Below are 26,176 nucleotides of genomic sequence, written 5' to 3' on the forward strand. Positions count from 1 at the left end.
AAAAACGATAGCTGCTGGCGCCCGTTGCTAAAGGGCTGGCGCGACATTTTATTCAGATTCCTGGCCCTGCCAGGCAACTGGCCGGCGCTGCGCCTGTTGCTGGCGTTCCTGGGCCAGCTGTTCTTCCAGCTGCAGGCGTCCCTGGGTGGCTACGGCGATGACCTTGGTGCGGTCCTTGCGATGCGGGTACATGCGTTCGAACAGCTCCAGGTTGTGCCGGCGAAAGCGCATCGCCGCCTGACGCGCTTCGTGCGGCGGCTGGCCCAGCAGCTCCAGCACCGTACGCGCGCTGCGCAGGCTGGACTCGAACACCTCACGTTCCACCTGCATCACGCCGCGGTCACGCAGCGCGTTCCAGTGTGTCACGTCGCGTGCGCGGGCAACGATCTGCATTTGCGGAAAATGCTCGCGCGCCAGGTCAACGATCTTGAGCGACTGCTCCATGTCGTCGACCGACAGCACCAGGATTTTGGCCGTGGCCGCGCCGGCAGTGCGCAGCAGGTCCAGCCGCGTCGCATCGCCGTAAAAAACCCGGTAGCCGAACGCCCTCACGGTTTCGACCATTTCCGCGTCGTGGTCCAGCACGGTGGCCGGAATGCCCTGGGCCAGCAGCATACGGCCGATGATCTGGCCGTAGCGGCCGAAACCGGCAATGATGATCGGGGCCTCTTGCTGCTCGGAAATTTCTTCGAGTTGCGGCGTGTCGCAGCCGGCCCAGCGCGGCAGCAGCAGCTTGTCGACGGCCACCAGCAGCAGCGGGCTCAGCAGCATGGACAGCGCCACCGCACCTATCAGCAGTGAGGCGATCTCAGCGGAAAACACATGTGCCCCGGCTGCTGCCTGGAACACCACGAAGGCGAACTCGCCGCCCTGCGCCAGCAGCACCGCGAACACCGGGCGTTCCTGGAAAGGCAGCTTCATGAGGCGCGCCAGGCCGTAGATCACGACCAGTTTCAGGCCGAGGAAGCCCACCAGGATGGCGGCCATCAGTCCGGGCGATTTCCAGAGCACGCCGAAGTCGATGCTCATGCCGACGGCAATGAAGAACAGGCCCAGCAGCAGGCCCTTGAACGGCTCGATATCGGTTTCGAGTTCGCGGCGGTATTCACTTTCCGCCAGCAGCACACCTGCCAGAAAAGCGCCCAGGGCCATCGACAGGCCGACGAACTGCATCAGCGCCGCAATGCCCACCACCAGCAGCAACGAGGCTGCGGTGAAAATTTCGGGTGTACCGCTGTTGGCGATCCAGCGCAGCAGGGGCCGCAGCAGCAGGCGGCCGCCCAGGATAATGCCGGCGATGGCTGCTACGATTCTGATAGCTTCCAGCGCACGACTGGTATGCGCTACAGCCTCATTTTCTCCACCGATTGCGCCCAACAGGGGCAACAGCGCGAGAATCGGGATGGCCGCCACGTCCTGGAACAGCAGGATGGAAAACCCGGCCTGGCCGCTCGACGTCGGCATCAGGTGGCGCTCGCCGATGGCCTGCAGCGCGATGGCGGTAGACGACAGCGCCAGCCCGAGGCCGGCCACCAGCGCAATCTGCCAGCTCACGCCAAATGCCATCGCGACGCCCATGAGCAGGGCGGCGCAGCCCAGCACCTGGGCACTGCCCCAGCCGAAGATGGGCCGGCGTAAATTCCACAGGCGCTTGGGCTCCAGCTCCAGCCCCACCAGGAACAGCATCAACACCACGCCAAACTCGGCGAAGTGGAGGATGTCCTGCACATTGGTAACCAGCCCCAGGCCCCAGGGGCCTATGGCGATGCCGGCGGCCAGGTAGCCGATGATGGAGCCGAGGCCGAGTTTTTTGGCCAGCGGCACGGCAATGACGGCGGCGGCCAGGTAGATAAAGCTGTTGGTCAGCCAGGCGGGTGCGTGCTCCATGTTATCTAGCCCCCACGCTTTTCACTCCGTGTGCCTTCGGCGTTACGCTGCCCCTTTCACTTTCAATAGGGGCTGCCTGGCCTTGGGGCGGCCCGACGGCCAGCCGCGCAGCGTGTCCGTTCGGCAAGTCGGCCGCAGCTTCTGGCGCAGGCCGATCCTTCATCGGAACCACGCAGGCGGCGCATTGCTCCAGGTCTTCCAGCTCGGGCCAGTCGGGGTAGCTTTGCAGGCGCTGGCGGAAGGTTGCGATGTGATCGGCAACGGTTTGCCTGTCAACGCTGTGGGCGCCGTGCAACACCAGAGGCGGCAAAAATCGCATGCCGCACAGCGCGGCGCTTTGCTCGTACGGCGGCAGGAAGGCATCAAAAAAGTAGCGGTTGTAGCCTTGTGGGTGATAGGACGTTTCGGGGCCGCCTGTGGTGGCGACCAGCCACAGGTCCTTACCCTGCAGTGCCCGGCCTTTTGCGCCTTCCTCCTCACCTTCGCCGTAGGCCCAGCCGTAGGTGAGTACATCGTCCAGCCAGAGCTTTTGCAGCGCGGGCATCGAGTACCAATGCATGGGGTGGAGCAGTACCACCAGTTGCGCGCGTTCCAGGGCGGCCTGCTCTTTGGGCACGTCGATGGCGTAGTCGGGATAGCTCGAGTACAGATCCTGCACCTGGACACGCGGCAGGGCCTTCGCGGCCTCCATCAGCGGGCGGTTGACCCGTGATTCTCGCCAGGCAGGATGGGCCGCAATGACATAAATATCTGGATTTGCCGTGCTGCCCGCCGATTTATCAGTGGTTGTGAGAACTGTGTCCATGCCGTTACCATAGCGGAAAAGCAAGACCAAGAGTTCCCAGGAACGACAAGTTCCAAACCGAGGAGATTCGCATGCCCGTGGTTGTGATCGCCAATCCGAAGGGGGGCGTCGGCAAAACGACGCTGGCCACCAACGTTGCCGGATACTTTGCCAGCCAGGGCCATGCGGTCATGCTGGGAGACGCCGACCGGCAGCAGTCTTCACGGTTGTGGCTGGGGCTGCGGCCGCCCGCCGCCCGGCCGATTGCCACCTGGGATGTGAATGCAGACCTGATCGTCAAACCCCCCAAGGGCACGACGCATGTGGTGCTCGACACGCCCGGCGGGTTGCATGGCTCGCGCTTTAACGATGTCTTGAAGCTGGCCGACAAGGTCATCGTGCCGCTGCAGCCCAGCGTCTTCGACATCTTTGCCACGCGCACCTTCCTGGACCAGCTGGCCGAACACAAGCACGCCGGCAAGATGCAGGTGGGCATTGTCGGCATGCGCGTGGATTCACGCACGATTGCCGCCGACAAGCTGCGCAGTTTCGTTGAGGGGCTGGGTTTGCCGGTGCTGGGCTACCTGCGCGACACGCAGAACTACATTCACCTGGCCGCGCGGGGGCTCACGGTGTTTGACGTGGCACCCAGCCGTGTTGAAAAAGACATGGAACAGTGGCAGGGCATCTGCCGGTGGCTTGACCGCTGAACCTCTGAGCATCGCGCCGGTTTGTCGCTGAGCCGACATGCCGTGCCCCTATGTGTCGCTACAGTGGCGGCATGAAAACCTTTGAAACCCTGGCCGACCTGGCCGCCTGCACCGGCCAGGAAGTCGCCGTCAGCGACTGGATCACCATCACGCAGCAACAGGTCAACCTGTTTGCCGAAGCGACGGGCGACCACCAGTGGATTCATGTGGACCCTGAAAAGGCGGCGGCCGGCCCGTTCGGCGGGCCGATCGCCCATGGGTTCCTGACCTTGTCACTGCTGCCGCGTTTTTTCGAGTCGTCGTTTGAGATTACCGGCTCGCGCATGGGCGTGAATTACGGGCTCAACAAGGTGCGATTTACCGCGCCGGTGCCCGTCGGCAGCCGTCTGCGGGCACGCATGAAGCTGCTGGCTGCCGAGGCGATTGACAACGCCGGCATGCAAATGACCTGGGAAGTGACCGTGGAACGCGAAGGCTCGCCCAAGCCGGTGTGCGTGGCGGAATCGCTGGTGCGGCGATACCCCTGAATGTGCCGCTGGCGCTAGATGCGCGTCAGCTGGCTGGCCGGCAGCCAGCCCTCAAAAACACCGATCAGGCCATTGATGCGTTCGGCGGCTTCCGTCTGGGAGTGCGCATGTGCGATGCATTGGTGCAGGTCGCTGCGCAGCAGCCACAGGTCGGAGGGCGTTTTGGCCAGGTTGATCTTGTAGATCACCCGCGGGGTGCGCGGATCTTCGCAATCATGCAAAAGGGTGCGCAGGCTTTCCTGGATCTGTTCGACCGAGAGCCGGTTGGCTGCTTTGGCGGTGCTGGAAAGGCGGGACGTGCTGTTGCCGAAAATACGCTGGATGACCATATTCACTGTGTTTTTCCTTCCAGTCTTGTGGACTGGGCGGTGGGAAGGGATAACGCAGGAAGGGCCGGGTAGTGGCAATCCGCACGTTCGGGCCTGCAGCGAGAACTTTAGGCTTGAAGGATTGGAGTTTAGGGTTTTTACTTAGATCCTGGCAAGGGGGGGCCAGTCCAAAGGTTGGCAAAAGCGGACATATGTCTCATCCAGGCATGCCGGGCGACCCTGAAAACCCGTTTTGCCGCCAGGCCTCAAACACGGTAACGGCCACGGTGTTGGAGAGGTTCAGGCTGCGCTGGCCCGGCAGCATGGGCACTTTGAGGCGCTGCGGTGGCGCAAAGGATTCACGTAACTCTGGCGCCAGGCCGCGGGTTTCGGCGCCGAAAACCAGCCAGTCGCCGGGCAGGAAGCGCGCGTCGTAGACGCTGGCGGAGCCGTGTGTGGTCATGGCGAAGAGCCTGTCGGAGGGTGGTTGCTCACTTTCGAGGAAGGCTTGCCAGCTGAGATGCCGCAGGACCTGGGCGTACTCGTGGTAATCGAGCCCCGCCCGGCGCATGTGTTTGTCGTCCATCGAAAACCCCAGCGGTTCCACCAGGTGCAGCCGGCAGCCGGTATTGGCTGCCAGGCGGATGACATTGCCGGTGTTGGGAGGGATTTCAGGCTCGACCAGAACAATATTGAACATGGCTGGATTGTCGTGCGGCGCGAGCCCGGTTCCTATGGCCGCCTTGTCGTTATTCCAGCTATAGGTGCGCATGGGGTTCCTGGCCAGCCGGGGCCGCGGGACTGGCTTTGCCAGACCGCAGGCGCAGCGCCCCCTCGGGGGGCAGCGAACCACACGCAGTGGGGAGCGTGGGGGCTATTGCTCGGTTCGCGCAAGGACAACGGCGCTAACGTGTGCGGCGCCCGCATCCCGCAAGGCCTGTGCGGCCGTATACAGCGAGGCACCGCTGGTCATTACGTCATCCACCAGCACCACGCGCCGTCCCTGCAATTCCCCCGTGCGCAGCGGATCCACCTGGAAAGCGCCCTTGACGTTGGCCAGCCGGTCCTTGCGTTTGAGCTGGCTTTGCGGGCGCGTGTGCTTTACCCGCAGCAGCAGCCTGGCATCGGTCTGGCCTTGCGTGCGTGTTCGTCGGGCCAGTGCCACACACAACTCCCAGGCCTGGTTGAAGCCGCGCACCTGCAGGCGCTCCGCCGACAGCGGCACCGGAACGATCCAGTCGCCAGGGGTCAGTTCCGCCATGAGCCCGGCTACGCCCGGCGACTGGGCCAGCAGCTTTGCAAAAAAAGCGGCCCAGCCGTGCTGCCCTCCGAATTTGTAGCCCGCAATCAGCGCGGACCAGGGGTAGGCATAGTTCACGGCGGCAAAGGCGCCGTCCAGAGGCGGCGGATGGCTGACACAGGCGCCGCAGGGCTGCGGCCCAACCCGAAGACCCATGGAAAGGTCACCGGGCAAGGCGAGAGCGCAGCGGGGGCAGCGTGGGACGGCAAAGGCAAACCGGGCCACGCAGGCGCCGCACACCTGGCGCGCCGGCCAGCTGCGGCACACAGCGCACTGGCTGGCCAGGCCGGGGAAGGCGCCAAAGCGGCCGGTCGGCCGGGACAGGAATGTGGCGGGAGCAAGCAGGCGTGTGAACACCGTGTCAATATACTCGCGTACCTTCCTCGCTTGCCTCGGCGGGCCCCGCGCTTCCTTTGCCCTTTTTGCTCTTTCCATGACCTCTACACAGCGCCCACCCACGCTCGACCCGATTGCCGTCAGCCGCTGGGACCGCACCGCTCCACTGGCCTCGCCGTGGCTTCATGAAGAAGTGGCGCGGCGCATGATGGACCGGTTGCAATGGATCAAGCTGCAGCCGCGTGCGTGGGTGCACTGGGGAGCATTGCGCGGAGGGATCCAGGCGCAGGAAAAACTGGCCGGGGCCTACCCAAAATCAAGGTGTTTTGTGGTTGAAAGCAGCTCTGGACGTGCGCAAGAAGCTATCAAAAATATAGCAAAACCGTGGTGGAATCCGCGCCGTTGGCTGGCGGCTCCCATACGCTTTGAGGCGCCACCGGCAGGAACTGCCGACATGCTCTGGGCCAACATGGCGCTGCACGAATCGGCCGACCCGCAGGCCCTGCTGGCGCACTGGCACCAAACGCTGAAGGTAGACGGTTTCCTGATGTTTTCCTGCCTGGGCCCGGATACCGCGAAGGAGTTGCGCGAGGTTTATGCGCAACTGGGCTGGCCGCCGGCCGGGCATGAACTGACAGACATGCATGACTGGGGCGATATGCTGGTGCAGACGGGGTTTGCCGAACCCGTGATGGACATGGAGCGCATCACCCTCACCTATGCGACCTCGGCGCGGCTGCTGGAAGACATCAGGGAGCTGGGCCGCAACTTTCACCCGGCGCGGTTTTCTTCCCTGAGGGGCCGGGCCTGGAAGGCGCAGCTTGAAAGCGCGCTGTCCCGCCATCTCGTCAGGGGCGAAGACGGGCGGCTCTGCCTCACCTTTGAAATCATTTATGGCCACGCGCTCAAGGCGCCGCCGCGGATCAAGGTCAGTGCGCTCAGCGCGGTGTCGGTCGCCGATATGCGCAGCATGCTGCAGGGCCAGCGCTCCGGCGGCTAGGTGCCCGGCAGGTGTTGCGCAGGCGCTCCCAATCCCTGGTGTTGACGGGTTTTCAGAAGGGGCGGCAAGGTAAACCCGGCTACAATTCAAAGCTGAATTTTTGGGTATGTTCCCAAGCCTCATGCGGTCAATGCCCAGCGTTAACCGCAGTTTTTTTGAGGGTTGCCACATGCTGCAGCCAACACCAGCGTTTCGTTTTGCCACCTTGCCCGCACAGGGCGCCCACAGCCACGATGCTGTGCTGTGGCTTCTCAAGCGTCACTGTTCACTCACACCGGCCCAACTGGGCTGGCTGTATGTGTCTTTGTGCGGTGTTTCACTGGGTATTGCCGGATTTTTCTGGCTGCAGGGTGCCACCATGGTGATGCCTTTTGCCTGGATCGAGCTGATAGCGGTGGGGGCTGCTTTTGTGGCGTATGCCCGGCATGCGGGCGACGGTGAAAAAATCGTCCTGCAGGGCGAGCGGCTGGTGGTGGAGCTGGAAACGGCAGGGCGCACGGAGCGGGCTGAATTCAACCGCGAATGGGTCCGGATCGAGCCCAAGGATGGGGATGGGTCGCTGATTGAGGTGTCCGGGCAGGGGCGGTCTGTCCAGGTCGGGCGGCATGTGCGGCCAGAGCTGCGGCCCGCGCTGGCCCGAGAGATTCGCATGGCGTTGCGGAGTGTTTGACAGTTCCTGAAAGACTTGTGTCAGTTCAGGTGCGGCAGGAGGGCTTGCCGCTAACTTTATAATCAGCCGGTTAATTTGGTCGGTAATTGAAGCAGAAAAAGTGATCACGATGAACGTAAGCAACACCATGAGCAAAATGACACGGCTTGGCATGCAGCATGCAGGCGCAATTCTGGCATCTGCGGCCGCCTGGGTCAGCACCGCCGCTTACGCCGTCAACGACCTGAAGGGCGGCCCGGCCGTCAATCAGCTGAATTTGCACCCGGCCGTGACCAAAATTGCCGAAGAGCAGCAGTGGCTGCATTGGTTCATGATGGCCATCTGCCTCGTGATTTTTGTGGCTGTTTTCGGGGTGATGTTCTATTCCATCCTGAAACACCGCAAGTCGGTCGGCCACAAATCGGCCAATTTCCACGAATCTACCGCTGTTGAAATTGCCTGGACCATCGTCCCCTTCATCATCGTGATCGCCATGGCCCTGCCGGCCACTAAGGTGCTGGTCGCCCAGAAGGACACCACCGCCGCCGACCTCACCATCAAGGCCACCGGCATCCAGTGGAAATGGGGCTACGACTACATCAAGGGCGAAGGCGAAGGCATCGGCTTTGTCTCCACACTCGACAACACGCACCGCGAAATGTCCGACAACGGCGGCCCCAAGGCCGGCGAAGCTCCCGACAACTACCTGCTCAAGGTCGACAACCCGCTGGTTGTTCCCGTCAACAAGAAAATCCGCATCATCACTACCGCCAGCGACGTGATCCACGCCTTCGCGGTGCCGGCATTCGGCATCAAGCAGGATGCGATTCCCGGCTTTGTGCGCGACACCTGGTTCCGTGCCGAACAAGTCGGCGACTTCTACGGCCAGTGCCAGGAGCTTTGCGGCAAGGAGCATGCGTACATGCCTATCCACGTGAAGGTTGTGTCCGCAGCCGATTACAGCGCATGGGTGGCTGTCAAGGCCAAGGAAGCCGCAGCCAAGGCGGATGATCCTTCCAAGGTCTGGACGCTGGTTGACCTGAAGGCGCGCGGCGAAAAAGTGTACGCTGCCAATTGCGCTGCCTGCCACCAGGCCAACGGCAAGGGCGCTGGCCCGATCAAGCCGCTGGACGGCTCGCCGATTGTTCTCGACGCAGACCACAAGAAGCAGATTCAGACCGTGCTCAATGGGGCCGCCGGTGGCGCCATGCCTTCCTGGAAGGCGCTGAGCGACACCGATCTCGCCGCCGTGATCAGCTACTCCAAGAACAACTGGTCCAACCAGACCGGCCAGATCGTCCAGCCCGCTGAAATACAGGCGGCTCGCAAGTAAGCCTCAGGCGTTACCCGCAGATTCCATCATTTCGCCGGCGTGACCTTGCCGGCCGCAAAAGACAAGCTACAGGCACAAGCCACCAAAGGAAGCCAAGATGAGTGCAGTTCTAGACCATCACGATCACGCACATGATGACCACGATCACCATGCCCCGACGGGCTGGCGTCGCTGGGTCTTTGCGACCAACCACAAGGATATTGGCACGCTGTACCTGTTGTTCAGTTTCTTCATGCTGATGTTCGGTGGCGTGCTGGCCCTGCTGATCCGCGCCGAGCTGTTCCAGCCCGGCCTGCAACTGGTCAACCCCGAACTGTTCAACCAGCTCACCACCATGCATGGCCTGATCATGGTGTTCGGCGCCATCATGCCGGCCTTCGTGGGTTTCGCCAACTGGATGATCCCGTTGCAGATCGGCGCGGCCGATATGGCTTTTGCCCGTATGAACAACTTCAGCTTCTGGCTGTTGATCCCGGCCGGCATCATGCTGGTGGGGTCGTTCTTCATGCCTGGTGGCGCACCCGCCGCGGGCTGGACGCTCTACGCGCCGCTCACGTTGCAAATGGGCCCGTCCATGGACGCCGGTATTTTTGCGATGCACATCCTGGGTGCTTCGTCCATCATGGGTTCGATCAATATCATCGTCACCATCCTCAACATGCGCGCTCCCGGCATGACGCTGATGAAGATGCCGATGTTCTGCTGGACCTGGCTGATCACCGCCTACCTGCTGATCGCCGTGATGCCGGTGCTCGCAGGCGCCATCACCATGACGCTGACTGACCGCCACTTCGGCACCAGCTTCTTCAACCCCGCCGGCGGCGGCGACCCGGTGATGTACCAGCACATCTTCTGGTTCTTCGGCCACCCCGAGGTTTACATCATGATCTTGCCGGCCTTCGGCATCATCAGCCAGATCATCCCGGCTTTCTCGCGCAAGCGCCTGTTTGGCTACGCCTCCATGGTGTACGCCACCGGCTCCATCGCCATCCTGAGCTTCGTTGTGTGGGCGCACCACATGTTCACCACCGGCATGCCGGTTACGGGCCAGCTGTTCTTCATGTACTCCACCATGCTGATCGCCGTGCCCACGGGCGTGAAGGTGTTCAACTGGATCGCCACGATGTGGCGCGGCTCCATGACCTTTGAAACCCCCATGCTGTTTGCAGTGGGCTTCATCTTCGTGTTCACCATCGGCGGTCTGACGGGCGTGATCCTTTCGGTCGCACCGATCGACACGCAGTTGCAGGACACTTATTACGTGGTGGCTCACTTCCACTACGTGCTGGTGGCTGGTTCACTCTACGCCCTGTTTGCCGGCTACTACTACTGGTCGCCCAAATGGACCGGCGTCATGTACAACGAAACCCGCGGCAAGATCCACTTCTGGTGGTCGCTGATTTCCTTCAACGTGACCTTCTTCCCGATGCACTTCCTGGGCCTGGCCGGCATGCCGCGCCGCTATGCCGACTACCCCATGCAGTTCGCGGATTTCAATGCCGTGGCCAGCGTGGGCGCGTTCTTCTTCGGATTTGCCCAGCTGTACTTCTTCCTGTTCATTGTGGTTCCCACGATGCGCGGCAAGGGCGCACCTGCCAGGCAGAATCCCTGGGTGGACGAAGGCGGCAAGGGCGCCGAAGGTCTCGAGTGGGAAGTCCCATCGCCTGCACCTTTCCACACCTATGAAACACCGCCCAAGCTGGATGCCTCGGCAACCCGCGTGATCGGCTGATTTAACCCAACGGTAATCGCCATGACGACACCCGAACAAAAGAAGAGCAACCTGAGGCTGGCCCTGATACTGGCTTCGGTCGCTCTGGTCTTTTTTGCCGGCTTCATGGCCAAGATGATTTTCCTGAGCCATTGAGCCGCCAGGTCGACCTCAATCTCAACCAGTACCGATGTGATGCGGCTCAAGCGCGAAAACTTCAACATGATGGGCAAGCTGGCCGTGATCGTGCTCGGCATGTTCGGCTTCGGTTATGCGCTGGTGCCCATCTACAAGGCGATTTGCGAGATGACCGGCATCAACGTGCTGGCCCTGTCCGACCGCCAGATCCCTGGTGCGACGCCCAATTTGCCGGCCAATACGCAGGTAGACCGCACGCGCACCATCACGGTTGAGTTTGATGCGAACACGCGCGGCCCCTGGCATTTCAAGCCCGCGCAGAACACGCTGCAGGTTCACCCGGGCGAGCTGACCACTGTGATGTACGAATTCCAGAATGTGCAGGACCGGACCATGTCCGCCCAGGCCATCCCCAGCTACGCTCCCGCGCAGGCCGGTGCGCATTTCAACAAGCTTGAGTGCTTCTGCTTCAGCCAGTACACCCTGGCGCCCGGTGAGAAAAAGCAGTGGCCAGTGGCCTTCGTGATCGACCCGAAACTGTCGAAAGACGTGAGCACGATCACGCTGTCCTACACCTTCTTTGAAGTGGGCGGCAAGACGCCGGCTGCGCCCGTCACGCCCAAGGCAACGACTGCCGCCGTGCCACCTGAAAAACAGGCAGGCGCATGAGCATGGCCGCAACCCCCCGCAAACCCTCTTTTTGGCGCACGGCCAAGGCTGTGGCCTGGTCCTTTGTAGGCCTGCGTGCACGCGGCGACTACGAAGAAGACGTGAAGAATTTGAGCCCTCTCCACATCATTGTGGTGGGGCTGATTGCCGTGGTCGTGTTTGTCGCAGTCCTGGTGCTGCTGGCGAAGTGGATGGTCGCGCGCTAAAGCGCGGCATCCTCACAATGCCCCACGGTACAAGTTAAAAGATTATTGGAAATTCGAGAGAAAAACAGGAGTCGAGCGATGTCATCAGCAACCCACGGGTCAACCCCCCACTACTTCGTCCCCAGCCCATCGAGCCATCCGGTGATGGCATCTATTGGCCTGTTTTTTGTCATCTTGGGCGCCGGCCAGTGGATCAATGGCGCCGACTGGGGCAAATGGTCGTTGGCCTTCGGTATGGTGTGGTGGTTGGTCACGTTGTTCCGCTGGTTCAGCCAGTCCATCGCCGAAAGCGAAGGCGGCATGTACGGCCGCAAGATCGACATGTCCTTCCGCTGGAGCATGAGCTGGTTCATTTTTTCGGAAGTGATGTTCTTCGGCGCTTTCTTCACTGCATTGTGGTGGGCCCGCTCGCACTCCTTGCCCGCACTGGGCAGCCTGGAAAACGCGCTGCTCTGGCCTGATTTCAAGGCGGCCTGGCCCTCTATCGTGCCCGGCGTCACGACATCGCCCGCCGACATCGTCGAAGCGTTTACCGCCATGAAGCCGCTGGCGATCGGCGGCGGCATCTGGGCCAGCATCATGGGCTCCCTGCCAACGGTCAATACGGCACTGCTGCTGAGCTCCGGTGTCACCATCACCATCGCCCACCACGCGCTGATTGAAGGCAAGCGTGCCCGCACCATCGCTTTCATGTGGGCGACGGTTGCGCTCGGCGTGGTCTTCCTGTTCGTGCAGGGCTATGAGTACTTCCATGCCTATCACGAGATGAACCTGAAGCTGTCGTCCGGTGTCTACGGCTCGACCTTCTTCCTGCTCACGGGCTTTCATGGCTTCCACGTGTTTGTCGGCATGCTGATGCTGCTGTTCATCACGCTGCGCCTGCACAAAGGCCATTTCACCCCTGAAAAGCATTTCGGCTTTGAAGGCGCTGCCTGGTACTGGCACTTTGTGGATGTGGTGTGGCTGGGCCTCTACATCCTGGTGTACTGGTTGTAAGGGAACCAACAGCGGCTCAGGCCGCTCAACCAAAGGCCGCTTGATGCGGCCTTTGTTCTTTATTCCGCCACCCGCAGTGGTTTTTTATTTACCAGCGGGGATGCCGGTAGGCTGGATATAACCGAGCTTCCACGCAATCAGAATGCAGACAAACAGCAAAACCGAAAACCCGATACGGAACGCCAGTGCGCGCGCCATGTTGCTGTTTTTGCGTTTGCTGCTTTCGGCGCCTTCACTGCCCTTGCCGCCCCTGAGCATGAAAAACAATGCGGAGGCCAGGCTGGCAAAAATGGCGATAAACGCCAGTGCGATCAGGTAAGTCATGAACAGGATTATCGGCTCATGACACGTGCTTTGCACTCCCCGCGCTTCTGGATTCTCACGGTGGCCGCACTGGTGGTTGCCGGCACGACTTTTTCGCTGGGGCAATGGCAGCTGCGCCGCGCCGCGCAAAAAGAAGCGCTGCAGGCCGCCGTCGATTCCAAAGGACGGCTTCCCGCGCTGGATGTGCGTTCACTGCTTGCCAGCCAAAACCTCGCTGATGACATTCACCGGCCCGCCATGCTCAAGGGAAGCTGGCGCGCCGAGCACACCGTGTATCTCGACAACAGGCCCATGAGCGGCAAGACGGGTTTTTTGGTGGTAACACCGTTGCTGCTGGAAGGCAGCCAGCAGGCCATTCTGGTGCAGCGTGGCTGGGTGCCGCGCAACTTTGCCGACCGCACACGCCTGCCGGATGTTTCAACGCCGCCAGGCATCGTGACGGTTGAGGGCCGTATGGCCCCGCCGCCTTCCAGGCTCTATGAGTTCCAGGGTACCGAGAGTGGGCGCATACGGCAAAATCTCGACTTGCCTGCTTTCCGGGCGCAAACCGGCCTGCCGCTGCTGGATGTCTCATTGCTGCAGACCGGTGCGCCCAGCGAAGGCCTGCTGCGCGAGTGGGCTGCGCCCAACCTGGGCGTGGACAAGCACTACGGTTATGCCTTCCAGTGGTTCGGCCTTTGCGGCCTGGTGGTTCTTTTGTATGGCTGGTTTCAGCTGGTCCTTCCTTTTCGTACCCACATGCGCGGCAAACGCCGCGATCAATTGCCGTGACAAACGATACGCCTGCTACCCCTCATACCCCTGATACTCCTCCCGTCCACGCTGCTGCAGCCGGACTGCAAGACCAGCCCCTGGGCCTGACCGTGCATGCCATGCCCGTGCTGGACCAGTCCAGTACGCGCGCACCCAGCACCGTGGCAGGCCGCTGGAAAATGCTGGCCGTGCTGCTGGTGTGCGCGGCGCCGGTCATCGCGTCTTACGTCACCTACTACCTGATCCGGCCCGAAGGCCGCCGCAACTTTGGTGAGTTGATTGACCCGCAGCGTCCGCTGCCGCCGCTGGCCACGCGCTCGCTCGACGGCCGAACCGGCACGCTGAAGGCGCTGAAGGACCAGTGGCTGCTCATCAGTGTGGCCGGCGGCGCCTGCGGTGCGCAGTGCGAGCAGAACCTGTATTTCCAGCGCCAGCTGCGCGAGTCCCTCGGCAAGGAAAAAGAGCGCCTGGACCGTGTCTGGCTGGTGGTGGACGAAGTGCCGGTGCGTGATGCCTTGCTCCCCGCGCTGGCTTCGTCGGCGGTGCTGCGTGTGGCGCCAGCTGAACTCGCGAAGTGGCTGGAGCCCGCTGCGGGCCAGCGGCTGGAGGATCATCTCTATCTGGTCGACCCCATCGGCAACTGGATGATGCGTTTCCCGGCCGACATGGACGTCCCCGCAGCCGCCAAGGCCAAGCGCGACCTGGAGCGTCTCCTGCGTGCCTCCAGCAGCTGGGACAAAGAGGGAAGGTGAATATGGCCCCCACGCTTTTCACTTCGTGTAATGCGCTGCCCCCCGAGGGGGCCGCTGCGCCTGCGGTCTGGCAAAGCCGGTTCCGCGGCCCCTGCTTGTGTGAAGAGCCCCCACGGTCGCTCACTGCGTGTAGCTCCCTGCCCCCGAGGGGGCCGCTGCGCCTGCGGTCTGGCAAAGCCAGTCCCGCGGCCCCTGCTTGGTTGGATACCTCCAGGGCGTTGCGGGCTCCAGTTTTCATTAATCAATCATGGCCGCGCAAAATCTTTACGACTTGAGTCCTGCCCTGCGCCTGATGATCATGGGGCTGGTGGTGGCGCTCGGGCCGCTGGCCTGGGTGTGGGTACACAACAAGAATGCCCCGGTGGCGCAACGCTTGCGGGTGCTGACGCTGGTGACGCTGTTCCTCACGTTTGATCTGGTGATCTTCGGCGCGTTCACGCGGCTCACTGACTCCGGTTTGGGATGCCCCGACTGGCCTGGTTGCTACGGCAGCGCGAGTCCGGTTGGCGCCCAGATGCACATCGAAGCTGCGCAGACTGCGATGCCGACCGGCCCAGTCACGCATTCCAAGGCGTGGATCGAGATGATCCACCGCTATCTGGCGACTGGCGTTGGCGTGCTTATTCTTACGCTCGCGGTGACAAGCTGGCTGGAGCGCAAGCGCACACCGGTCTCATTCTGGTGGCCTGCTGTCACGCTGATCTGGGTGTGCCTGCAGGGCGCGTTCGGCGCGCTCACTGTGACCATGAAGTTGTTTCCGGCCATCGTCACGTTGCATCTGTTGGGCGGCCTGGTTCTGCTGGCCTTGTTGCGCGCGCAGGCGGTGCGTTATGCGCAAGCGCAGGGCGTCAGCGCCACGGATATTTCTGCCGGCCTGCGGCGTGCTGTGATCGCAGCCTTCGTGCTGCTCTGGGTGCAGATTGCTCTCGGCGGCTGGGTCAGCACCAACTACGCCGTATTGGCCTGCACGGACTTTCCGGGTTGCCAGGGATCGCTGTGGCCGGCCATGGACTTCCGCCAGGGCTTCACGCTGTGGCGCGAACTCGGTGCGGGCCATGACGGCGCCAATATCAGCTTTGAGGCACTCACCGCCATTCACTATGTGCACCGCCTGGTGGCCTATCTCGTGTTTGCCGTGTTTCTGGCGCTTGCCTTGTGCCTGCACCGCGTGCCCGCATTTCGCACGTCGGCGCGCTGGCTGGCCGGGCTCATACTGCTGCAGGCCGTCACTGGCATCAGCAACGCCGTGCTGGGCTGGCCTTTGCTCGCCGCGGTCATGCATACCGGCGGTGCCGCGGCCCTTGTCATTGTGCTCAGCGGCGTGGTCTTTTCCAGCCGCAGCGGCCCCCTACGCCATATGCGTCAAAATTGAATGCCTAGCGACTTTCCATGAACCCCAGTACTCCCTCCGCCGCACCGGCTCCGGCCTTGCCCCGCGCGCCCTCCCGTTTCGCGCAGTTTTATGCGCTGACCAAGCCGCGCGTGGTGCAACTCATCGTGTTTTGCGCGTTGATCGGCATGGTGCTGGCCGTTCCCGGTGTTCCGTCGTGGCCGGATGTCCGGCTCGCGCTGATCGCCTGCGCCGGCATCTGGCTGGTGGCTGGGGCTGCCGCCGCCTTCAACTGCCTGGTCGAGCAGCAGATTGACTCGCGCATGCGGCGCACCGCCTGGCGGCCCACCGCCAAGGGCGAGCTCAGCAATCCGCTCACGCTGTCTTTTTCGGCCGCACTGTGCGCCCTCGGTTCGTGGATTCTTTATGTGTGGGTGAACCCGCTCACCATGTGGCTGACTTTTGCCACCTTCATCGGTTATGCGGTGGTCTACACCGTGATCTTGAAGCCGTTGACGCCGCAGAACATCGTGATCGGCGGCGCTTCAGGCGCCATGCCGCCGGTGCTGGGCTGGGCTGCCATGACGGGTTCGGTCGGCCCGGAGGCGTTGATCCTCTTTTTGATCATCTTCCTCTGGACGCCGCCGCACTTCTGGGCGCTGGCGCTCTACCGCGTGGAAGACTACCGCAAGTCAGGCCTGCCCATGCTGCCCGTGACGCACGGCAATGAGTTCACGCGCCTGCAGGTGTTCCTCTACACGCTGGTATTGTTCCCCGCCTGCCTGATGCCGTTTATCTTCAAGATGAGCGGCTGGCCTTACCTCGTTGCCGCTGTCGCGCTCAGCATCGGCTTCAGCTGGTATGGCTTTCGCCTGTGGCGCAACTACTCCGACGCGCTGGCACGCAAGACCTTCCGGTTTTCACTGATTCATCTTTCGGTGCTGTTCGCAGCGCTGCTGCTTGACCACTATCTCTAGGCTCCCACCATGAAGTCCCACAGCACGCCCCGGGCTGCCTCACCCGTTCGCCGATCTGCTATTAAAACAATAGCTGCCTGCGCTTTTGCAGTGGGTGCTGCAGGCATTTTTACTGCATGCGCACCGGACAAACCTCAGTTCAAGAGCATTGACCTCACCGGCGCCGACTACGCGCAGGGCTTCACGCTGGCCGACCACAATGGCCAGGTGCGCACGCTGAAAGACTTTGCCGGCAAGGTGGTGGTGGTGTTCTTCGGCTTCACGCAGTGCCCCGACGTCTGCCCGACCTCCATGGCCGAGCTGGCGCAGGTCAAGAAACTGCTGGGCACCGATGGCGACAAGCTGCAGGCAATCTTCATCACGGTCGACCCGGAACGCGATACGCCCGAACTGCTCAAGGCCTACATGGGCAATTTCGACCCGACCTTTGTGGCGCTGCGGCCCACGCTCGACCAATTGCCCCAGGTCGCCAAGGACTTCAAGGTGTATTACAAAAAAGTCGACGGCAAAACGCCGGGCAGCTACACCATGGACCATTCCGCCGGCAGCTATGTCTTCGACGGCCAGGGGCGCATCCGTCTTTACAACCGCTACGGCAGCGGCGCTGAGGCGCTGGCGTCCGACATCCGCCTGTTGCTCAAGTCCTGAGCGAATCCGTTCCGCACGGCTGCAACCGGAAAAGGAAAAAGCCCGCACATTGCTGCGCGGGCTTTTTGAAAGAGCGTAAGCCTGCGGGTTTTACGCGTAGGCGGCCAGCACCTTCTTCATCTTCTTCATGGCCGCCACCTCAATCTGGCGGATCCGCTCGGCGCTGACCTTGTACTCGTCGGCCAGGTCGTGCAGCGTCATGCCGCCTGAACCGTCGTCGTTCACCTTGAGCCAGCGCTCTTCCACAATGCGGCGCGACCGCGGGTCGAGATCTTCCAGCGCAGCAGTGATGCCGTCTGACGCCAGGTTGTCGCGCTGGCGCGACTCCATCAGTGCCGTCGGCTCTTGCGTGGCGTCGGCCAGGTAAGCGATCGGGCCAAAGGCGTCTTCGCCGTCGTCACTCGGGCTTGGGTCCAGCAGCACGTCGCCGCCCGACATGCGCTGCTCCATCTCGATGACTTCCTCGCGCTTGACGTTCAACGTCTTGGCCATTGAGTCGATCTGGCCTTCGGTCAGCGTGTCGCGGTGCGTCGCCACGTCGGCGTCGTCCTTGAAACCCTGCTTCATCGAGCGCAGGTTGAAAAACAGCTTGCGCTGGGCCTTGGTCGTGGCGACCTTGACCATGCGCCAGTTTTTCAGGATGTACTCATGGATCTCAGCCTTGATCCAGTGCATGGCGTAGCTCACCAGGCGCACGTTCTGGTCCGGGTCGAAGCGCTTGACCGCCTTCATCAGGCCGATGTTGCCTTCCTGGATCAGGTCGCCGTGCGGCAGGCCATAACCCAGGTATTTGCGCGAAATCGAAACCACCAGACGCAAGTGAGAGAGCACTAACTTACCTGCGGAATCTAGATCGTTGTTTTCCTTGAGATTTTTGGCAAATTCCTGCTCCTGCTCCAGGGTGAGCATGGGGAGACGGTTCACGGCGGAAATATAAGCGTCCAGGTTGCCCAGCGGGGGCACCAGCGACCAGGGGTTGACGGCTGTGGACGCGCCCGATTTCGGCACGACAGCGGTCAGGGAAGCGGGGGAAAGAGCATAAGACACAGCAAGACTCCTTTCGTCTGGTGCTAAATATTAGCACTCTGTTGGAGAGAGTGCTAAGCAATAGGTTCAATGACTCGGATAGCGCAAGGCTAATAAGTGAAAACCCTTGGTATGAGCCGCATTGTGGGCCATTGGTTCAGGGGGATTGGTTTCTGCCTTGTAAATGCGCGGTATCGATTTGTACGGGGCTGCTGCCCTTCCAAAGGCGGATTTGCTATCTATTTGATAGCTACCTGCGCAAGTTCTTGTTGGGTTGAAGCCATATTTGACGCCAAATCCAGGTGGGCTGTGCATCAGCTTTATGGCCAATTTTATGGAATGAAATTGGCCTTTCACCCAGGTAGGACGGGCGCAAGCAGCTACGAATTTAATAGCGGTTCCGTACTTTTCGTTCCCAGCCACCTGAACCGGCGCTTGCAGGTATGGATTTACGGCAGGCGCTTGTCGTCACGCACTTCGCGGACTTCGACGTCCACCACGTCGCCGGCACGGGGGCTGGCCGGGTTGCCTTGGGCGGCCCCACCCGGCCACATGCCCTGGGGCGAATAGCGCTGGAAGCGGCCAAACACCATCGCAGGCGCCGGCTTGCGGCCGGTGACGAGCGACTTCAGGAGGCTCAGCGCCACGACGATCAGGGCTGCGACCAGCAGGCTGACGGCAAACACAGCCGCGAAGATGCCAAAGAGGAGCTTGAGGAAAAAACGCAGAATTTTGCTGATCAAGCGAGGTACCTGTGAAAAGGTTTAAACCTCCAAGATGGAGGCCGCCCGGGTGTTTTCAAGCTGGATGGATCACCAGCGTATACCCAGCTTGCCAAACAGCTTGCTGAGCACAAACAGCGGCCCGACCCAGAGGTACTGGATATCTTCAAAGAAAGAAGGCTTTTTGCCCTCGATCTTGTGGCCGATGAATTGCAGGATCCAGGCGCCCACAAAAATCCCGATACAAATCGGCAATACCAGCGGCCCCATGGCGAACACCAGACCCAAAAACAGCACCGACCAGACCGCCATGGTCATAAAGAACATCGCCGACAGGCGCGCGTAGTAGACCATGCTGGCCGCGACGAACACATACGCGATATAGGGGTGAAGCGCAAACAGCATGCCGACCAGGCTCAGCATGATGAGCGGGATGGCGATGAAGTGGATCAGTTCGTTGCGCGGGTTCCGGTGGCTTTCGCCGTAGTGCGCCAACAGCTGGTCAACCTTGCGCGGCCCGGTAACGGTATCGGGAATATCCGCTATGTCGTTCATGTATGTCTCCATTGGCGGGGATCGCCTCTGGGCGGATTTTCCGCCAGGCCACCAGAACCTGAGCGGTGTTTTACAAAACGTAACGCAGACCGCGAGCGGCCTGCGGACTTTGTGCTTACCCGGTGTGCTTGCCGATCAGGTCGGCGTGATTTTCGCGGTCTTGATAATCCGGCTCCAGCGGTCTATTTCGCTTTTCAGGAAGCGGCCGAACTCTTCTGAACCCTTTTGTGAGACACGAAAGCCTTGCTGCTTGGCGCGCTCTTCCACGTCAGCGCTGTACATGATCTTGATGATCTCGCGCGAGTATCTGTCGACAATGTCATCCGGCGTCTTGGCCGGGAGCATGGCCCCTGTCCAGTTCTCGACAAAGAGGCCAGTCATACCGGCCTCGAAAGCAGTCGGGACATCAGGCACCCCCGGGTGCCGGCCCAGGCTGCAGATCGCGATCGCGCGCAGTTTTCCACCTTTGACGTGAGCGATCGATTCCGGATAGTTGGAAAAAATCACGTCCAGCTGGCCACCGATCAGGTCGACCATCGAGGGCGCGCCGCCGCGGTAGGGCACATGGATCATCTTCGTTTTGTTCAACTCGCAGAACAAAGCCATGGTCAGGTGTGCTGGGGTGCCGTTGCCGCTCGAGCCCGCGCTCAGCTGCTTGGTTTTGGACACGGCCATCAGGTCCTTGAAGTCCTTGATGGGACTGGCGGCGGGAACCACGACCAGCATCGGCGAATTGGCCATCAGGGCGACCGGGCGCAGGTCTTTGGTGAAGCTGTAAGCCGCATTCGGATACAGGGATACGTTCGCGGCATGTGTCAACGTGATGGCCAGCAGCGTATTGCCGTCGGGCGCCGATTTGGCGACCAGCTCGGCGCCGATCTGCGCGTTTCCGCCAGCCTTGTTTTCGACAATCACGGGAGTCTTCCACGCCTCGGACAGCTTTTGGGCGACCGTGCGGGCCATCATGTCGGTCAGGCCGCCGGGCGTGAACGGGACCACATACTTGATGGTGCTGCCTGGTTTGGGAAAGGTCTGCTGGGCCAGCCCCAGACCCGGAATGCCCGTCAGGGCTGCACCTGTTGATGCCAATACGATGTCACGACGTTTCATGCCTACTCCTCTTGATTGAATAACTGTTAACCCACTAACTGATCCAACTGCGATTTGAGTGCGTCGGGAATGTTGATTCCCGTCTGTAGTGCTTTCGTTTCAAGTGCGATGCGCCGCGTACCGGCCAGACGTACACCTTCGTCCAGCAGCATTTCGGCGATCACGGTTTCCATGCGTTCAAAGTAAGTGTCTGTGCCTGCAAGCGCGCCCGGGTCGATCAGGATGAAAGCCTGGCCGATTCGCGGCTGATTGCCCTCATCCACAAAAAACGATGATGCCTCAAAAGCAAACTGCGCGCCAATCACGGCTGTCACCAGCAGCTCAACCATCAATGCCAACATGGAACCTTTAGGGCTGCTCACGGCGCCCAGCGGCAGCATGGAGCCTTCCAGAGCCGCCTGTGCGTCCGTTGTGGGCCGGCCTTGCGTGTCCAGCGCCCAGCCCAGCGGAATGGATTTGCCTTCCTTGGCCGCAACCATCACCTTGCCGCGCGCAACTTCGCTCAGAGACAGGTCAATCAGCAGTGGATCGGCGTTTCTGCGGGGAAACGCGGCAGCAATCGGGTTGGTTCCAAAGATCGGGTGCTTGCCGCCTGCCGCTGGCATGGCCGCCGGTGCGTTGGCAAAACCAAGGCCTACCAGGCCCGCATCGGTTGCGGCGCGCAGATGATCCACCAATACCCCGCAATGGTGGCTGTTGGTCACGCCGACAAAACACACGCCCAGTTCCCGGGCGGTTGCAATCGCTGTGGAGATCGCCAGGTCGCAAGCGGGAAAAGCCAGGCCCTGCTTTGCATCCACCAGCACCGCCGCGCCTTTTTTGTGCGCCACGACGGCGACGGCATGGCCATCGGCCCGGCCGTTGCGAAGATGGGTGGCATATTGCGGCACGCGGCTCAAGCCATGCGAAGCAAGGCCTTGCGCTTCGGCGCGAACCAGTGCTCTCGCGGTGGTGACCGCCATGGCTTCTGCCGCGCCCGCCTTGCGCAGCGCCTGCGTGGCAAGACGGGTTGCTTCTTCAATAGACAGTTGGACCATTTACTTCAGGCTCTCCAGCACCTTGTCGGCAATCATGAACGATACACGTTCATTTGACTGCATGCTGAGACCTGAAATGTGTGGTGTAAGCAACAGGTTGGGGCAGCCTTGCAACGCCGCGCTCGCGGGCAGGGGCTCGGCGTCGAATACATCAATGGCCGCACCGCCCAGTTGCCCCGACCGCAGTGCCGCACTGACTGCCGCGATGTCCACGATGTGGCCCCGCGAGGTATTGATCAGGACTGCGCCTTTTTTCATCTGGCCAATGCGTGCCGCGCTGAACAGCCCGCGCGTCGCATCCACCAGGGGCACATGCAATGTGACGGCATCTGCGCCGCTGATGAGGTCGTCAAGGCCGGCGTACTGCACACCGGTCTGCGCGAAAATCGGAGCATCGGGTGCAAGCGCGGGGTCATAGGCAATCACGTGCATGCCCAGGCCACGTGCCAGGCGGGCGGTGGTCTGGCCTATGGAGCCAAAACCGATGATGCCCAACGTTTGCCCGGCAGCTTCACGGCCGTTGCTCAGCGCAGCGCGCGGCCACTGGCCGGCTGCCACGGTTTCGGTGGATGCAAACGCACCGCGCAACAGCAGCAGGGTGCTGGCAACGACGTATTCCGCCACGCTGAGTGCGTTGGCGCCCGAGGCGGGAATGACCTTGATGCCGCGGGCTTCGCAGGCCGGCACGTCGATGTTGTCCAGCCCCACGCCGAGCCGGCCCACCACCTTGCAGCGGGCCATTGCGGCGAGCAGTTCGCCGCGCACCTGCGTCAGGTTGCGCACGATCAACACATCGGCTTGGCCCGCCTCGGCCCGCAGGCGGGTGGCGTCGCCCACCAGCTGCGGGTCATAGAGCACGTCATGTGCCGCTTCAAGCTGCGCCACTGCGCGCTCGTCCATGAATTCACAGATGACAATGCGCGCCCGCGTCATGACAGTGCCACCAGCATGTGAGCACAATTTTCCGCCGGGCCGCCCCAAGGAAAATTAGCCCCCTCGGGGGGCAGCGTATTACACGAAGTGAAAAGCGTGGGGGCCATGTTCTAGGCTGATTCAAAGAGGCGCGTCAGCACGAACTCGCGGTGGCCCAGCGCTTCTGCAGCGGTCAGGCGGCCGTTGGCGGTGCGCAGCATGTTCTCCAGCAGCTTGTCGCCGGCCTGGTCGAGCGTGATATCGCGCTGCAGCAGCCCGGAGGTGTCCACGTCGATGTGTTCGCTCATCAGGCGCACGGTGCGCGGGTTCGAGCAGATCTTGATCACGGGAACAATCGCATTGCCGATCACGTTGCCCTGGCCGGTGGGGAAGAAGTGCACGGCGTAACCGGAGGCGGCGCACAGGGTCACCATTTCGGCGGCGGCACTGGACGAGTCCATGAACCACAGGCCCGGGTGCGTGGGCATTTCGGCCTTGTCGATGACGCCGTCGACCGTGCAGACCTTGCCGATCTTCTGAATGTTGCCCAGCGCTTTTTCCTCGATGGTCGTGAGGCCTCCGGCAATGTTTCCCTTGGTGGGCTGCGAGTCCGACAGGTCGCTGGTCTTGTGGCGGTTGATCATGTCCTGGTAGCGGTTGAACATGAACATGAACTGGTCGCGCACGGCATCTGTGGCACAACGGTCGGCGACGATCTTTTCACCACCGGTGATCTCGGAGGTTTCACCGAAGCACAGGTAGTTGCCGAGCGGGTGCAGCTTGTCGAAGGCGTTGCCGACGGTGGGATTGGCGCCGCAGCCGGACGTGGTGTCCGATTCGCCGCACTTGGTGGACACCCACAGTTCGGAGATGCCGCAGACCTCGCGCTGCTTTTCGCTGGCCCACTGCACATACTCACGTGCGGCTTTGGAGGCCTTCATGATGGTCTCATGGTCGCCGTGGCCTTCAATGCCGAAGCCCACGACCGGTTTGCCAGTTTTGGCGATGCCGTCCACCACTTTTTTGGTCCAGCTGTCTTCAATGCCGATCACCACGACGGCGGCGACGTTGGGGTTGCAGCCGGCACCGATCAGGGTGCGAAAGTGCAGCTCCAGGTCGGCACCGAATTGCAGCCGCCCATAGGGGTGCGGAATCGCCATGCAGCCCTTGATGTTGTGGGCCACCGCCTCGGCGGCTGCATTGGAAAGGTCGTCCAGCGGCAGGATGATGACGTGGTTGCGCACGCCGACGCGGCCGTTTTCACGGCGGTAGCCCAGAAATGTGGTGTTTTTATCGATGACTGACATGGGGGATCCTTTTAAAGTTTTTTGAGTTGATGGTTTGGATGGCGTAGCGAGCGGGCGGCAGGCAAGGCGCAAACCGCAGGCGGGCTCCTGCCCGGCGAGGATTTGCAACGCTGCATCCCGCCCGCGCAGTAGCCAGGCAAGCCATCAACTACCAGCGCTTGGTTTTGATGTTATGGACATGGGCGTGCTGGCCGGCCTTGATGTTGGCAACAACCTTGCCCATGTCGATGCCGTACTTCAGCACGGTGTCGCCGACAGCCATGTCCTTGAGGGCCACCTTGTGGCCGATCGGGATGTCCTGTTGGGCCTGCACATTGATCATGCGGTCCTCGTCCATGATCCAGCCGGTCATGGCGGTTCCTGCCTTCACACCTTCCACCACCACAACGGCCACGGTGTCTTTGGCGTCATGCAATACAAAATGAATCATGGGGTCTCCGAATGGCCTGAGTTGAATTGAGTTGCCAGTTTTATGGGCCGGCAACCGCTTGTCAATTCACTCATATATATGACTTGTACGACTCGCCCGTTGGTGTTTCAATGGCGGCCGTGAATGTCAAAAACACATCGGCTCCATTGCGTCCGTTGATGAGCGAAGAGGCCATGCCGCTCTACCGCCAGGTCAAGCGCGAGCTGCAAAAACTCATCGAGGCCGGGCATTGCGGCCCGGGTAAACCCTTGCCCAGCGAGGCGAATATTGCCGCGAGCCTGCAGGTGAGCATTGGCACCCTGCGCCATGCCGTTGACGAGCTGGTACACGAGCATGTGCTGGTGCGGCGGCAGGGCAAGGGAACTTTTGTGGCGCCGCACAACAATGCCCGCTTCATGTTCCAGTTTTTTCACGTGGAGCCGCACTGGAACTTCGGTGACGACGATGCGGCGCGGGACCGCGACTACCCGGAAATTGACTGCATCGCTTTTGGGCGCGAGCGGGCCACGGAGCAAGAAGCCGCCGCGTTGCGTATCAAGGCGGGGGAGTCCGTGTTCAGGGCGGAAAACCGCCTCGCCCTGCAGGGCAGGGTGGTCATGCATGACCGGCTGACCATTGCGGCGGCTCTGTTCCGCAACCTCACCGAAAAGCGTTTTGTGGAAAGGCCCGGCACGATCTATGCCTTGTACCAGACGGACTTCGGCATCACCGTGCTGCGGGCACAGGAACGTGCACGCGCCGCGGCGGCCGACCGGACCCAGGCGCGCCTGCTGGGGCTGGCGGTGGGCTCCCCGGTGCTGGAAGTGCATCGGCTGGCCCTGACGTTCGGCGACAAGCCCGTGGAATACCGGGTCTCTACCATCAATACCCAGGCGCACGACTATGTCAGTGTGCTGTCCAAGAAGGCATGAACATGGACCTTGTTGTGGTGCTGGAGAAAACCCGGCTCGCGGGCATGGAGGCTGCCGCCCGCATCAGGAAAGCGCAGGCTGAACTGCAGCCGGCGGATGTCCGTCAGAAAGCGCCGGGTGACTGGGTCACGCGCTTTGACCGCGAAGTGGAAGAGGGCTTGCGCGGCGCATTGCTGCAAGTCTTGCCGCAGAGCGGTTTTGTCGGCGAAGAAAGCGGCGGCGAATTGACGGAGCAGCCCACCTGGCTGGTCGACCCGATTGATGGCACGGCAAACTTTGCGCGCGGCTACCCTCAGTATGCGGTATCGATTGCACTGTGTGTGGACCGGCAGCCGGTGCTGGGCGTGATCGTGGATCCGTCCCGCCACGAAATTTTTACTGCGGCATCGGGCCTTGGTGCATACCTGAATGGGGAGCGCCTGGCCTGTGCTGCCGCGCGCCCTGCTGCGCAATGCCTGGTTTCGACGGTGTTTCCCAAGCCGGGTGCGCCTTTCATGGACGACTACCTGCGTGAATTTGGTGATGTACTGAGAACGTTTGGGCAGGTTCGGCGAAGCGGGTCCATGGCGCTGGAACTGGCTTATGTGGCGGCCGGGCGGGCTGATGCCTTCTGGGAACGCGGCATGGGCGCGTGGGACGCTGCGGCCGGGTTGGTGCTGCTGCGCGAGGCCGGCGCCACGATGCGGTCCCTGGACGGCTTGCCCCTGCTGCAAAGCCGGATGCTGGTGGCGGGAAGCCCTACCGGTGCGGCGCTGCTGGAAAAAGTTCTCACGCATTACCCCGGTGGTCCAAACCCTCCGTCCCATTCATCCAACAAGTCTGTCTGAT

Annotated in this window: 31 protein-coding genes; 17 read left to right on the forward strand and 14 right to left on the reverse strand. The window is 61.7% G+C overall.

What is annotated here, in order from left to right:
• Positions 1 to 48: 48 nt before the first annotated feature.
• Together kefC and kefF are read right to left on the reverse strand one after the other, a co-directional pair.
• Positions 49 to 1,887 (reverse strand): glutathione-regulated potassium-efflux system protein KefC, encoded by a 1,839-nt coding sequence (gene kefC / locus AC1DY9_RS12640; RefSeq protein WP_457282229.1) that lies wholly within the window; start codon positions 1,885 to 1,887, stop codon positions 49 to 51.
• A 1-nt stretch (position 1,888) separates the two neighbouring features.
• Positions 1,889 to 2,692, reverse strand: coding sequence for a glutathione-regulated potassium-efflux system oxidoreductase KefF (kefF, locus tag AC1DY9_RS12645; protein ID WP_457282228.1), 804 nt, complete (start codon positions 2,690 to 2,692; stop codon positions 1,889 to 1,891).
• 71 nt (positions 2,693 to 2,763) lie between these two features.
• Here kefF and AC1DY9_RS12650 point away from each other — a divergent pair, with 71 nt between their 5' ends.
• A complete protein-coding gene (locus tag AC1DY9_RS12650) occupies positions 2,764 to 3,381 on the forward strand; it encodes a nucleotide-binding protein (protein WP_457282227.1) in 618 nt (205 codons plus the stop codon).
• Positions 3,382 to 3,452: 71 nt separating this feature from the next.
• Positions 3,453 to 3,908 carry a MaoC family dehydratase gene (locus AC1DY9_RS12655; protein WP_457282226.1) on the forward strand — a complete coding sequence of 152 codons (456 nt, stop codon included), beginning with the start codon at positions 3,453 to 3,455 and terminating at the stop codon, positions 3,906 to 3,908.
• A gap of 14 nt (positions 3,909 to 3,922) precedes the next feature.
• Here the strand turns inward: AC1DY9_RS12655 and AC1DY9_RS12660 are convergent, their stop codons facing one another.
• The 3 genes from AC1DY9_RS12660 to AC1DY9_RS12670 form a co-directional block, all read right to left on the reverse strand.
• Positions 3,923 to 4,243, reverse strand: coding sequence for a hypothetical protein (locus AC1DY9_RS12660; RefSeq protein WP_457282225.1), 321 nt, complete (start codon positions 4,241 to 4,243; stop codon positions 3,923 to 3,925).
• 190 nt (positions 4,244 to 4,433) lie between these two features.
• Complete coding sequence (locus AC1DY9_RS12665; RefSeq protein ID WP_457282279.1) at positions 4,434 to 4,916, reverse strand: tRNA (cytidine(34)-2'-O)-methyltransferase; 483 nt, start codon at positions 4,914 to 4,916, stop codon at positions 4,434 to 4,436.
• A gap of 174 nt (positions 4,917 to 5,090) precedes the next feature.
• Positions 5,091 to 5,873, reverse strand: a complete 783-nt coding sequence (locus AC1DY9_RS12670) for a ComF family protein (RefSeq protein ID WP_477666657.1) — start codon at positions 5,871 to 5,873, stop codon at positions 5,091 to 5,093.
• A gap of 76 nt (positions 5,874 to 5,949) precedes the next feature.
• On the opposite strand from AC1DY9_RS12670, the gene AC1DY9_RS12675 reads away from it, so the two are divergent.
• From AC1DY9_RS12675 to AC1DY9_RS12710, 8 genes are all read left to right on the forward strand, one after another.
• On the forward strand, positions 5,950 to 6,852 hold the full coding sequence (locus AC1DY9_RS12675) for a biotin synthase (protein ID WP_477666658.1): 903 nt from the start codon (positions 5,950 to 5,952) through the stop codon (positions 6,850 to 6,852).
• Between the two features lie 169 nt (positions 6,853 to 7,021).
• Positions 7,022 to 7,522, forward strand: a complete 501-nt coding sequence (locus tag AC1DY9_RS12680; RefSeq protein ID WP_477666659.1) for a DUF2244 domain-containing protein — start codon at positions 7,022 to 7,024, stop codon at positions 7,520 to 7,522.
• Between the two features lie 136 nt (positions 7,523 to 7,658).
• Entirely contained in the window at positions 7,659 to 8,834 is a 1,176-nt protein-coding gene (coxB, locus tag AC1DY9_RS12685) for a cytochrome c oxidase subunit II (RefSeq protein ID WP_477666769.1), read from the forward strand.
• A 97-nt stretch (positions 8,835 to 8,931) separates the two neighbouring features.
• Complete coding sequence (gene ctaD / locus AC1DY9_RS12690; protein ID WP_477666660.1) at positions 8,932 to 10,566, forward strand: cytochrome c oxidase subunit I; 1,635 nt, start codon at positions 8,932 to 8,934, stop codon at positions 10,564 to 10,566.
• Between the two features lie 21 nt (positions 10,567 to 10,587).
• The gene (locus AC1DY9_RS12695; protein WP_457282220.1) at positions 10,588 to 10,701 is read left to right on the forward strand and encodes a cytochrome oxidase small assembly protein; all 114 of its coding nucleotides are present in this window, start codon (positions 10,588 to 10,590) and stop codon (positions 10,699 to 10,701) included.
• 39 nt (positions 10,702 to 10,740) lie between these two features.
• Positions 10,741 to 11,352, forward strand: coding sequence for a cytochrome c oxidase assembly protein (locus tag AC1DY9_RS12700; RefSeq protein WP_477666770.1), 612 nt, complete (start codon positions 10,741 to 10,743; stop codon positions 11,350 to 11,352).
• Between the two features lie 2 nt (positions 11,353 to 11,354).
• Positions 11,355 to 11,558, forward strand: a complete 204-nt coding sequence (locus AC1DY9_RS12705) for a DUF2970 domain-containing protein (protein ID WP_477666661.1) — start codon at positions 11,355 to 11,357, stop codon at positions 11,556 to 11,558.
• A gap of 78 nt (positions 11,559 to 11,636) precedes the next feature.
• Positions 11,637 to 12,554, forward strand: coding sequence for a cytochrome c oxidase subunit 3 (locus AC1DY9_RS12710; RefSeq protein ID WP_477666662.1), 918 nt, complete (start codon positions 11,637 to 11,639; stop codon positions 12,552 to 12,554).
• A gap of 84 nt (positions 12,555 to 12,638) precedes the next feature.
• Here AC1DY9_RS12710 and AC1DY9_RS12715 read toward each other — a convergent pair whose 3' ends face one another.
• Positions 12,639 to 12,878, reverse strand: coding sequence for a twin transmembrane helix small protein (locus AC1DY9_RS12715; RefSeq protein ID WP_457282216.1), 240 nt, complete (start codon positions 12,876 to 12,878; stop codon positions 12,639 to 12,641).
• 18 nt (positions 12,879 to 12,896) lie between these two features.
• On the opposite strand from AC1DY9_RS12715, the gene AC1DY9_RS12720 reads away from it, so the two are divergent.
• The 5 genes from AC1DY9_RS12720 to AC1DY9_RS12740 all read left to right on the forward strand — a co-directional run bounded on the left by AC1DY9_RS12720 (position 12,897) and on the right by AC1DY9_RS12740 (position 17,338).
• Entirely contained in the window at positions 12,897 to 13,649 is a 753-nt protein-coding gene (locus tag AC1DY9_RS12720; protein WP_457282215.1) for an SURF1 family protein, read from the forward strand.
• 101 nt (positions 13,650 to 13,750) lie between these two features.
• Positions 13,751 to 14,383 carry an SCO family protein gene (locus AC1DY9_RS12725; protein WP_477666771.1) on the forward strand — a complete coding sequence of 211 codons (633 nt, stop codon included), beginning with the start codon at positions 13,751 to 13,753 and terminating at the stop codon, positions 14,381 to 14,383.
• A gap of 247 nt (positions 14,384 to 14,630) precedes the next feature.
• Positions 14,631 to 15,755, forward strand: coding sequence for a COX15/CtaA family protein (locus tag AC1DY9_RS12730; protein WP_477666663.1), 1,125 nt, complete (start codon positions 14,631 to 14,633; stop codon positions 15,753 to 15,755).
• A gap of 17 nt (positions 15,756 to 15,772) precedes the next feature.
• A complete protein-coding gene (gene cyoE, locus AC1DY9_RS12735; RefSeq protein WP_457282213.1) occupies positions 15,773 to 16,690 on the forward strand; it encodes a heme o synthase in 918 nt (305 codons plus the stop codon).
• Positions 16,691 to 16,699: 9 nt separating this feature from the next.
• On the forward strand, positions 16,700 to 17,338 hold the full coding sequence (locus AC1DY9_RS12740) for an SCO family protein (protein WP_477666664.1): 639 nt from the start codon (positions 16,700 to 16,702) through the stop codon (positions 17,336 to 17,338).
• Between the two features lie 90 nt (positions 17,339 to 17,428).
• Here the strand turns inward: AC1DY9_RS12740 and rpoH are convergent, their stop codons facing one another.
• The 8 genes from rpoH to AC1DY9_RS12780 form a co-directional block, all read right to left on the reverse strand.
• Positions 17,429 to 18,358: an RNA polymerase sigma factor RpoH gene (gene rpoH / locus AC1DY9_RS12745; RefSeq protein WP_477666772.1), complete on the reverse strand. Its 930-nt coding sequence runs from the start codon at positions 18,356 to 18,358 to the stop codon at positions 17,429 to 17,431.
• Between the two features lie 455 nt (positions 18,359 to 18,813).
• Positions 18,814 to 19,107, reverse strand: a complete 294-nt coding sequence (locus AC1DY9_RS12750) for a hypothetical protein (protein ID WP_457282211.1) — start codon at positions 19,105 to 19,107, stop codon at positions 18,814 to 18,816.
• Positions 19,108 to 19,176: 69 nt separating this feature from the next.
• Positions 19,177 to 19,641, reverse strand: coding sequence for an Mpo1 family 2-hydroxy fatty acid dioxygenase (locus AC1DY9_RS12755; RefSeq protein WP_457282210.1), 465 nt, complete (start codon positions 19,639 to 19,641; stop codon positions 19,177 to 19,179).
• Positions 19,642 to 19,776: 135 nt separating this feature from the next.
• A complete protein-coding gene (locus AC1DY9_RS12760; RefSeq protein WP_457282209.1) occupies positions 19,777 to 20,751 on the reverse strand; it encodes a Bug family tripartite tricarboxylate transporter substrate binding protein in 975 nt (324 codons plus the stop codon).
• A gap of 26 nt (positions 20,752 to 20,777) precedes the next feature.
• Positions 20,778 to 21,788, reverse strand: a complete 1,011-nt coding sequence (locus tag AC1DY9_RS12765) for an Ldh family oxidoreductase (RefSeq protein ID WP_457282208.1) — start codon at positions 21,786 to 21,788, stop codon at positions 20,778 to 20,780.
• A complete protein-coding gene (locus AC1DY9_RS12770; RefSeq protein WP_457282207.1) occupies positions 21,789 to 22,721 on the reverse strand; it encodes a hydroxyacid dehydrogenase in 933 nt (310 codons plus the stop codon).
• A gap of 110 nt (positions 22,722 to 22,831) precedes the next feature.
• On the reverse strand, positions 22,832 to 24,007 hold the full coding sequence (locus AC1DY9_RS12775; RefSeq protein WP_477666665.1) for a UxaA family hydrolase: 1,176 nt from the start codon (positions 24,005 to 24,007) through the stop codon (positions 22,832 to 22,834).
• A gap of 148 nt (positions 24,008 to 24,155) precedes the next feature.
• The gene (locus tag AC1DY9_RS12780; protein ID WP_007862870.1) at positions 24,156 to 24,437 is read right to left on the reverse strand and encodes a UxaA family hydrolase; all 282 of its coding nucleotides are present in this window, start codon (positions 24,435 to 24,437) and stop codon (positions 24,156 to 24,158) included.
• Between the two features lie 110 nt (positions 24,438 to 24,547).
• Here AC1DY9_RS12780 and AC1DY9_RS12785 point away from each other — a divergent pair, with 110 nt between their 5' ends.
• Positions 24,548 to 25,348 carry a GntR family transcriptional regulator gene (locus AC1DY9_RS12785; protein ID WP_457282205.1) on the forward strand — a complete coding sequence of 267 codons (801 nt, stop codon included), beginning with the start codon at positions 24,548 to 24,550 and terminating at the stop codon, positions 25,346 to 25,348.
• Entirely contained in the window at positions 25,345 to 26,175 is an 831-nt protein-coding gene (locus AC1DY9_RS12790) for an inositol monophosphatase family protein (protein ID WP_477666666.1), read from the forward strand. The genes AC1DY9_RS12785 and AC1DY9_RS12790 overlap by 4 nt, the downstream gene beginning before the upstream one ends.
• Position 26,176 lies beyond the last annotated feature (1 nt).

The organism is Polaromonas sp. P1_F6 (genome assembly GCF_056405695.1).

Excerpts from the sequence above, each read along its gene's own strand:
- AC1DY9_RS12755 (WP_457282210.1), bottom strand. The coding sequence starts at position 19,641 with ATGAACGACATAGCGGATATTCCCGATACCGTTACCGGGCCGCGCAAG.
- AC1DY9_RS12760 (WP_457282209.1), bottom strand. The coding sequence starts at position 20,751 with ATGAAACGTCGTGACATCGTATTGGCATCAACAGGTGCAGCCCTGACG.
- AC1DY9_RS12680 (WP_477666659.1), top strand. The coding sequence starts at position 7,022 with ATGCTGCAGCCAACACCAGCGTTTCGTTTTGCCACCTTGCCCGCACAG.
- AC1DY9_RS12785 (WP_457282205.1), top strand. The coding sequence starts at position 24,548 with ATGGCGGCCGTGAATGTCAAAAACACATCGGCTCCATTGCGTCCGTTG.
- AC1DY9_RS12770 (WP_457282207.1), bottom strand. The coding sequence starts at position 22,721 with ATGACGCGGGCGCGCATTGTCATCTGTGAATTCATGGACGAGCGCGCA.
- kefF (WP_457282228.1), bottom strand. The coding sequence starts at position 2,692 with ATGGACACAGTTCTCACAACCACTGATAAATCGGCGGGCAGCACGGCA.
- AC1DY9_RS12715 (WP_457282216.1), bottom strand. The coding sequence starts at position 12,878 with ATGACTTACCTGATCGCACTGGCGTTTATCGCCATTTTTGCCAGCCTG.
- AC1DY9_RS12720 (WP_457282215.1), top strand. The coding sequence starts at position 12,897 with ATGACACGTGCTTTGCACTCCCCGCGCTTCTGGATTCTCACGGTGGCC.
- AC1DY9_RS12740 (WP_477666664.1), top strand. The coding sequence starts at position 16,700 with ATGAAGTCCCACAGCACGCCCCGGGCTGCCTCACCCGTTCGCCGATCT.
- AC1DY9_RS12665 (WP_457282279.1), bottom strand. The coding sequence starts at position 4,916 with ATGTTCAATATTGTTCTGGTCGAGCCTGAAATCCCTCCCAACACCGGC.
- AC1DY9_RS12675 (WP_477666658.1), top strand. The coding sequence starts at position 5,950 with ATGACCTCTACACAGCGCCCACCCACGCTCGACCCGATTGCCGTCAGC.
- AC1DY9_RS12780 (WP_007862870.1), bottom strand. The coding sequence starts at position 24,437 with ATGATTCATTTTGTATTGCATGACGCCAAAGACACCGTGGCCGTTGTG.
- AC1DY9_RS12705 (WP_477666661.1), top strand. The coding sequence starts at position 11,355 with ATGGCCGCAACCCCCCGCAAACCCTCTTTTTGGCGCACGGCCAAGGCT.
- coxB (WP_477666769.1), top strand. The coding sequence starts at position 7,659 with ATGACACGGCTTGGCATGCAGCATGCAGGCGCAATTCTGGCATCTGCG.
- AC1DY9_RS12650 (WP_457282227.1), top strand. The coding sequence starts at position 2,764 with ATGCCCGTGGTTGTGATCGCCAATCCGAAGGGGGGCGTCGGCAAAACG.
- AC1DY9_RS12765 (WP_457282208.1), bottom strand. The coding sequence starts at position 21,788 with ATGGTCCAACTGTCTATTGAAGAAGCAACCCGTCTTGCCACGCAGGCG.
- AC1DY9_RS12710 (WP_477666662.1), top strand. The coding sequence starts at position 11,637 with ATGTCATCAGCAACCCACGGGTCAACCCCCCACTACTTCGTCCCCAGC.
- AC1DY9_RS12725 (WP_477666771.1), top strand. The coding sequence starts at position 13,751 with ATGCCCGTGCTGGACCAGTCCAGTACGCGCGCACCCAGCACCGTGGCA.
- AC1DY9_RS12655 (WP_457282226.1), top strand. The coding sequence starts at position 3,453 with ATGAAAACCTTTGAAACCCTGGCCGACCTGGCCGCCTGCACCGGCCAG.
- AC1DY9_RS12790 (WP_477666666.1), top strand. The coding sequence starts at position 25,345 with ATGAACATGGACCTTGTTGTGGTGCTGGAGAAAACCCGGCTCGCGGGC.
- AC1DY9_RS12775 (WP_477666665.1), bottom strand. The coding sequence starts at position 24,007 with ATGTCAGTCATCGATAAAAACACCACATTTCTGGGCTACCGCCGTGAA.
- AC1DY9_RS12695 (WP_457282220.1), top strand. The coding sequence starts at position 10,588 with ATGACGACACCCGAACAAAAGAAGAGCAACCTGAGGCTGGCCCTGATA.
- kefC (WP_457282229.1), bottom strand. The coding sequence starts at position 1,887 with ATGGAGCACGCACCCGCCTGGCTGACCAACAGCTTTATCTACCTGGCC.
- AC1DY9_RS12700 (WP_477666770.1), top strand. The coding sequence starts at position 10,741 with ATGCGGCTCAAGCGCGAAAACTTCAACATGATGGGCAAGCTGGCCGTG.
- AC1DY9_RS12730 (WP_477666663.1), top strand. The coding sequence starts at position 14,631 with ATGGCCGCGCAAAATCTTTACGACTTGAGTCCTGCCCTGCGCCTGATG.
- cyoE (WP_457282213.1), top strand. The coding sequence starts at position 15,773 with ATGAACCCCAGTACTCCCTCCGCCGCACCGGCTCCGGCCTTGCCCCGC.
- ctaD (WP_477666660.1), top strand. The coding sequence starts at position 8,932 with ATGAGTGCAGTTCTAGACCATCACGATCACGCACATGATGACCACGAT.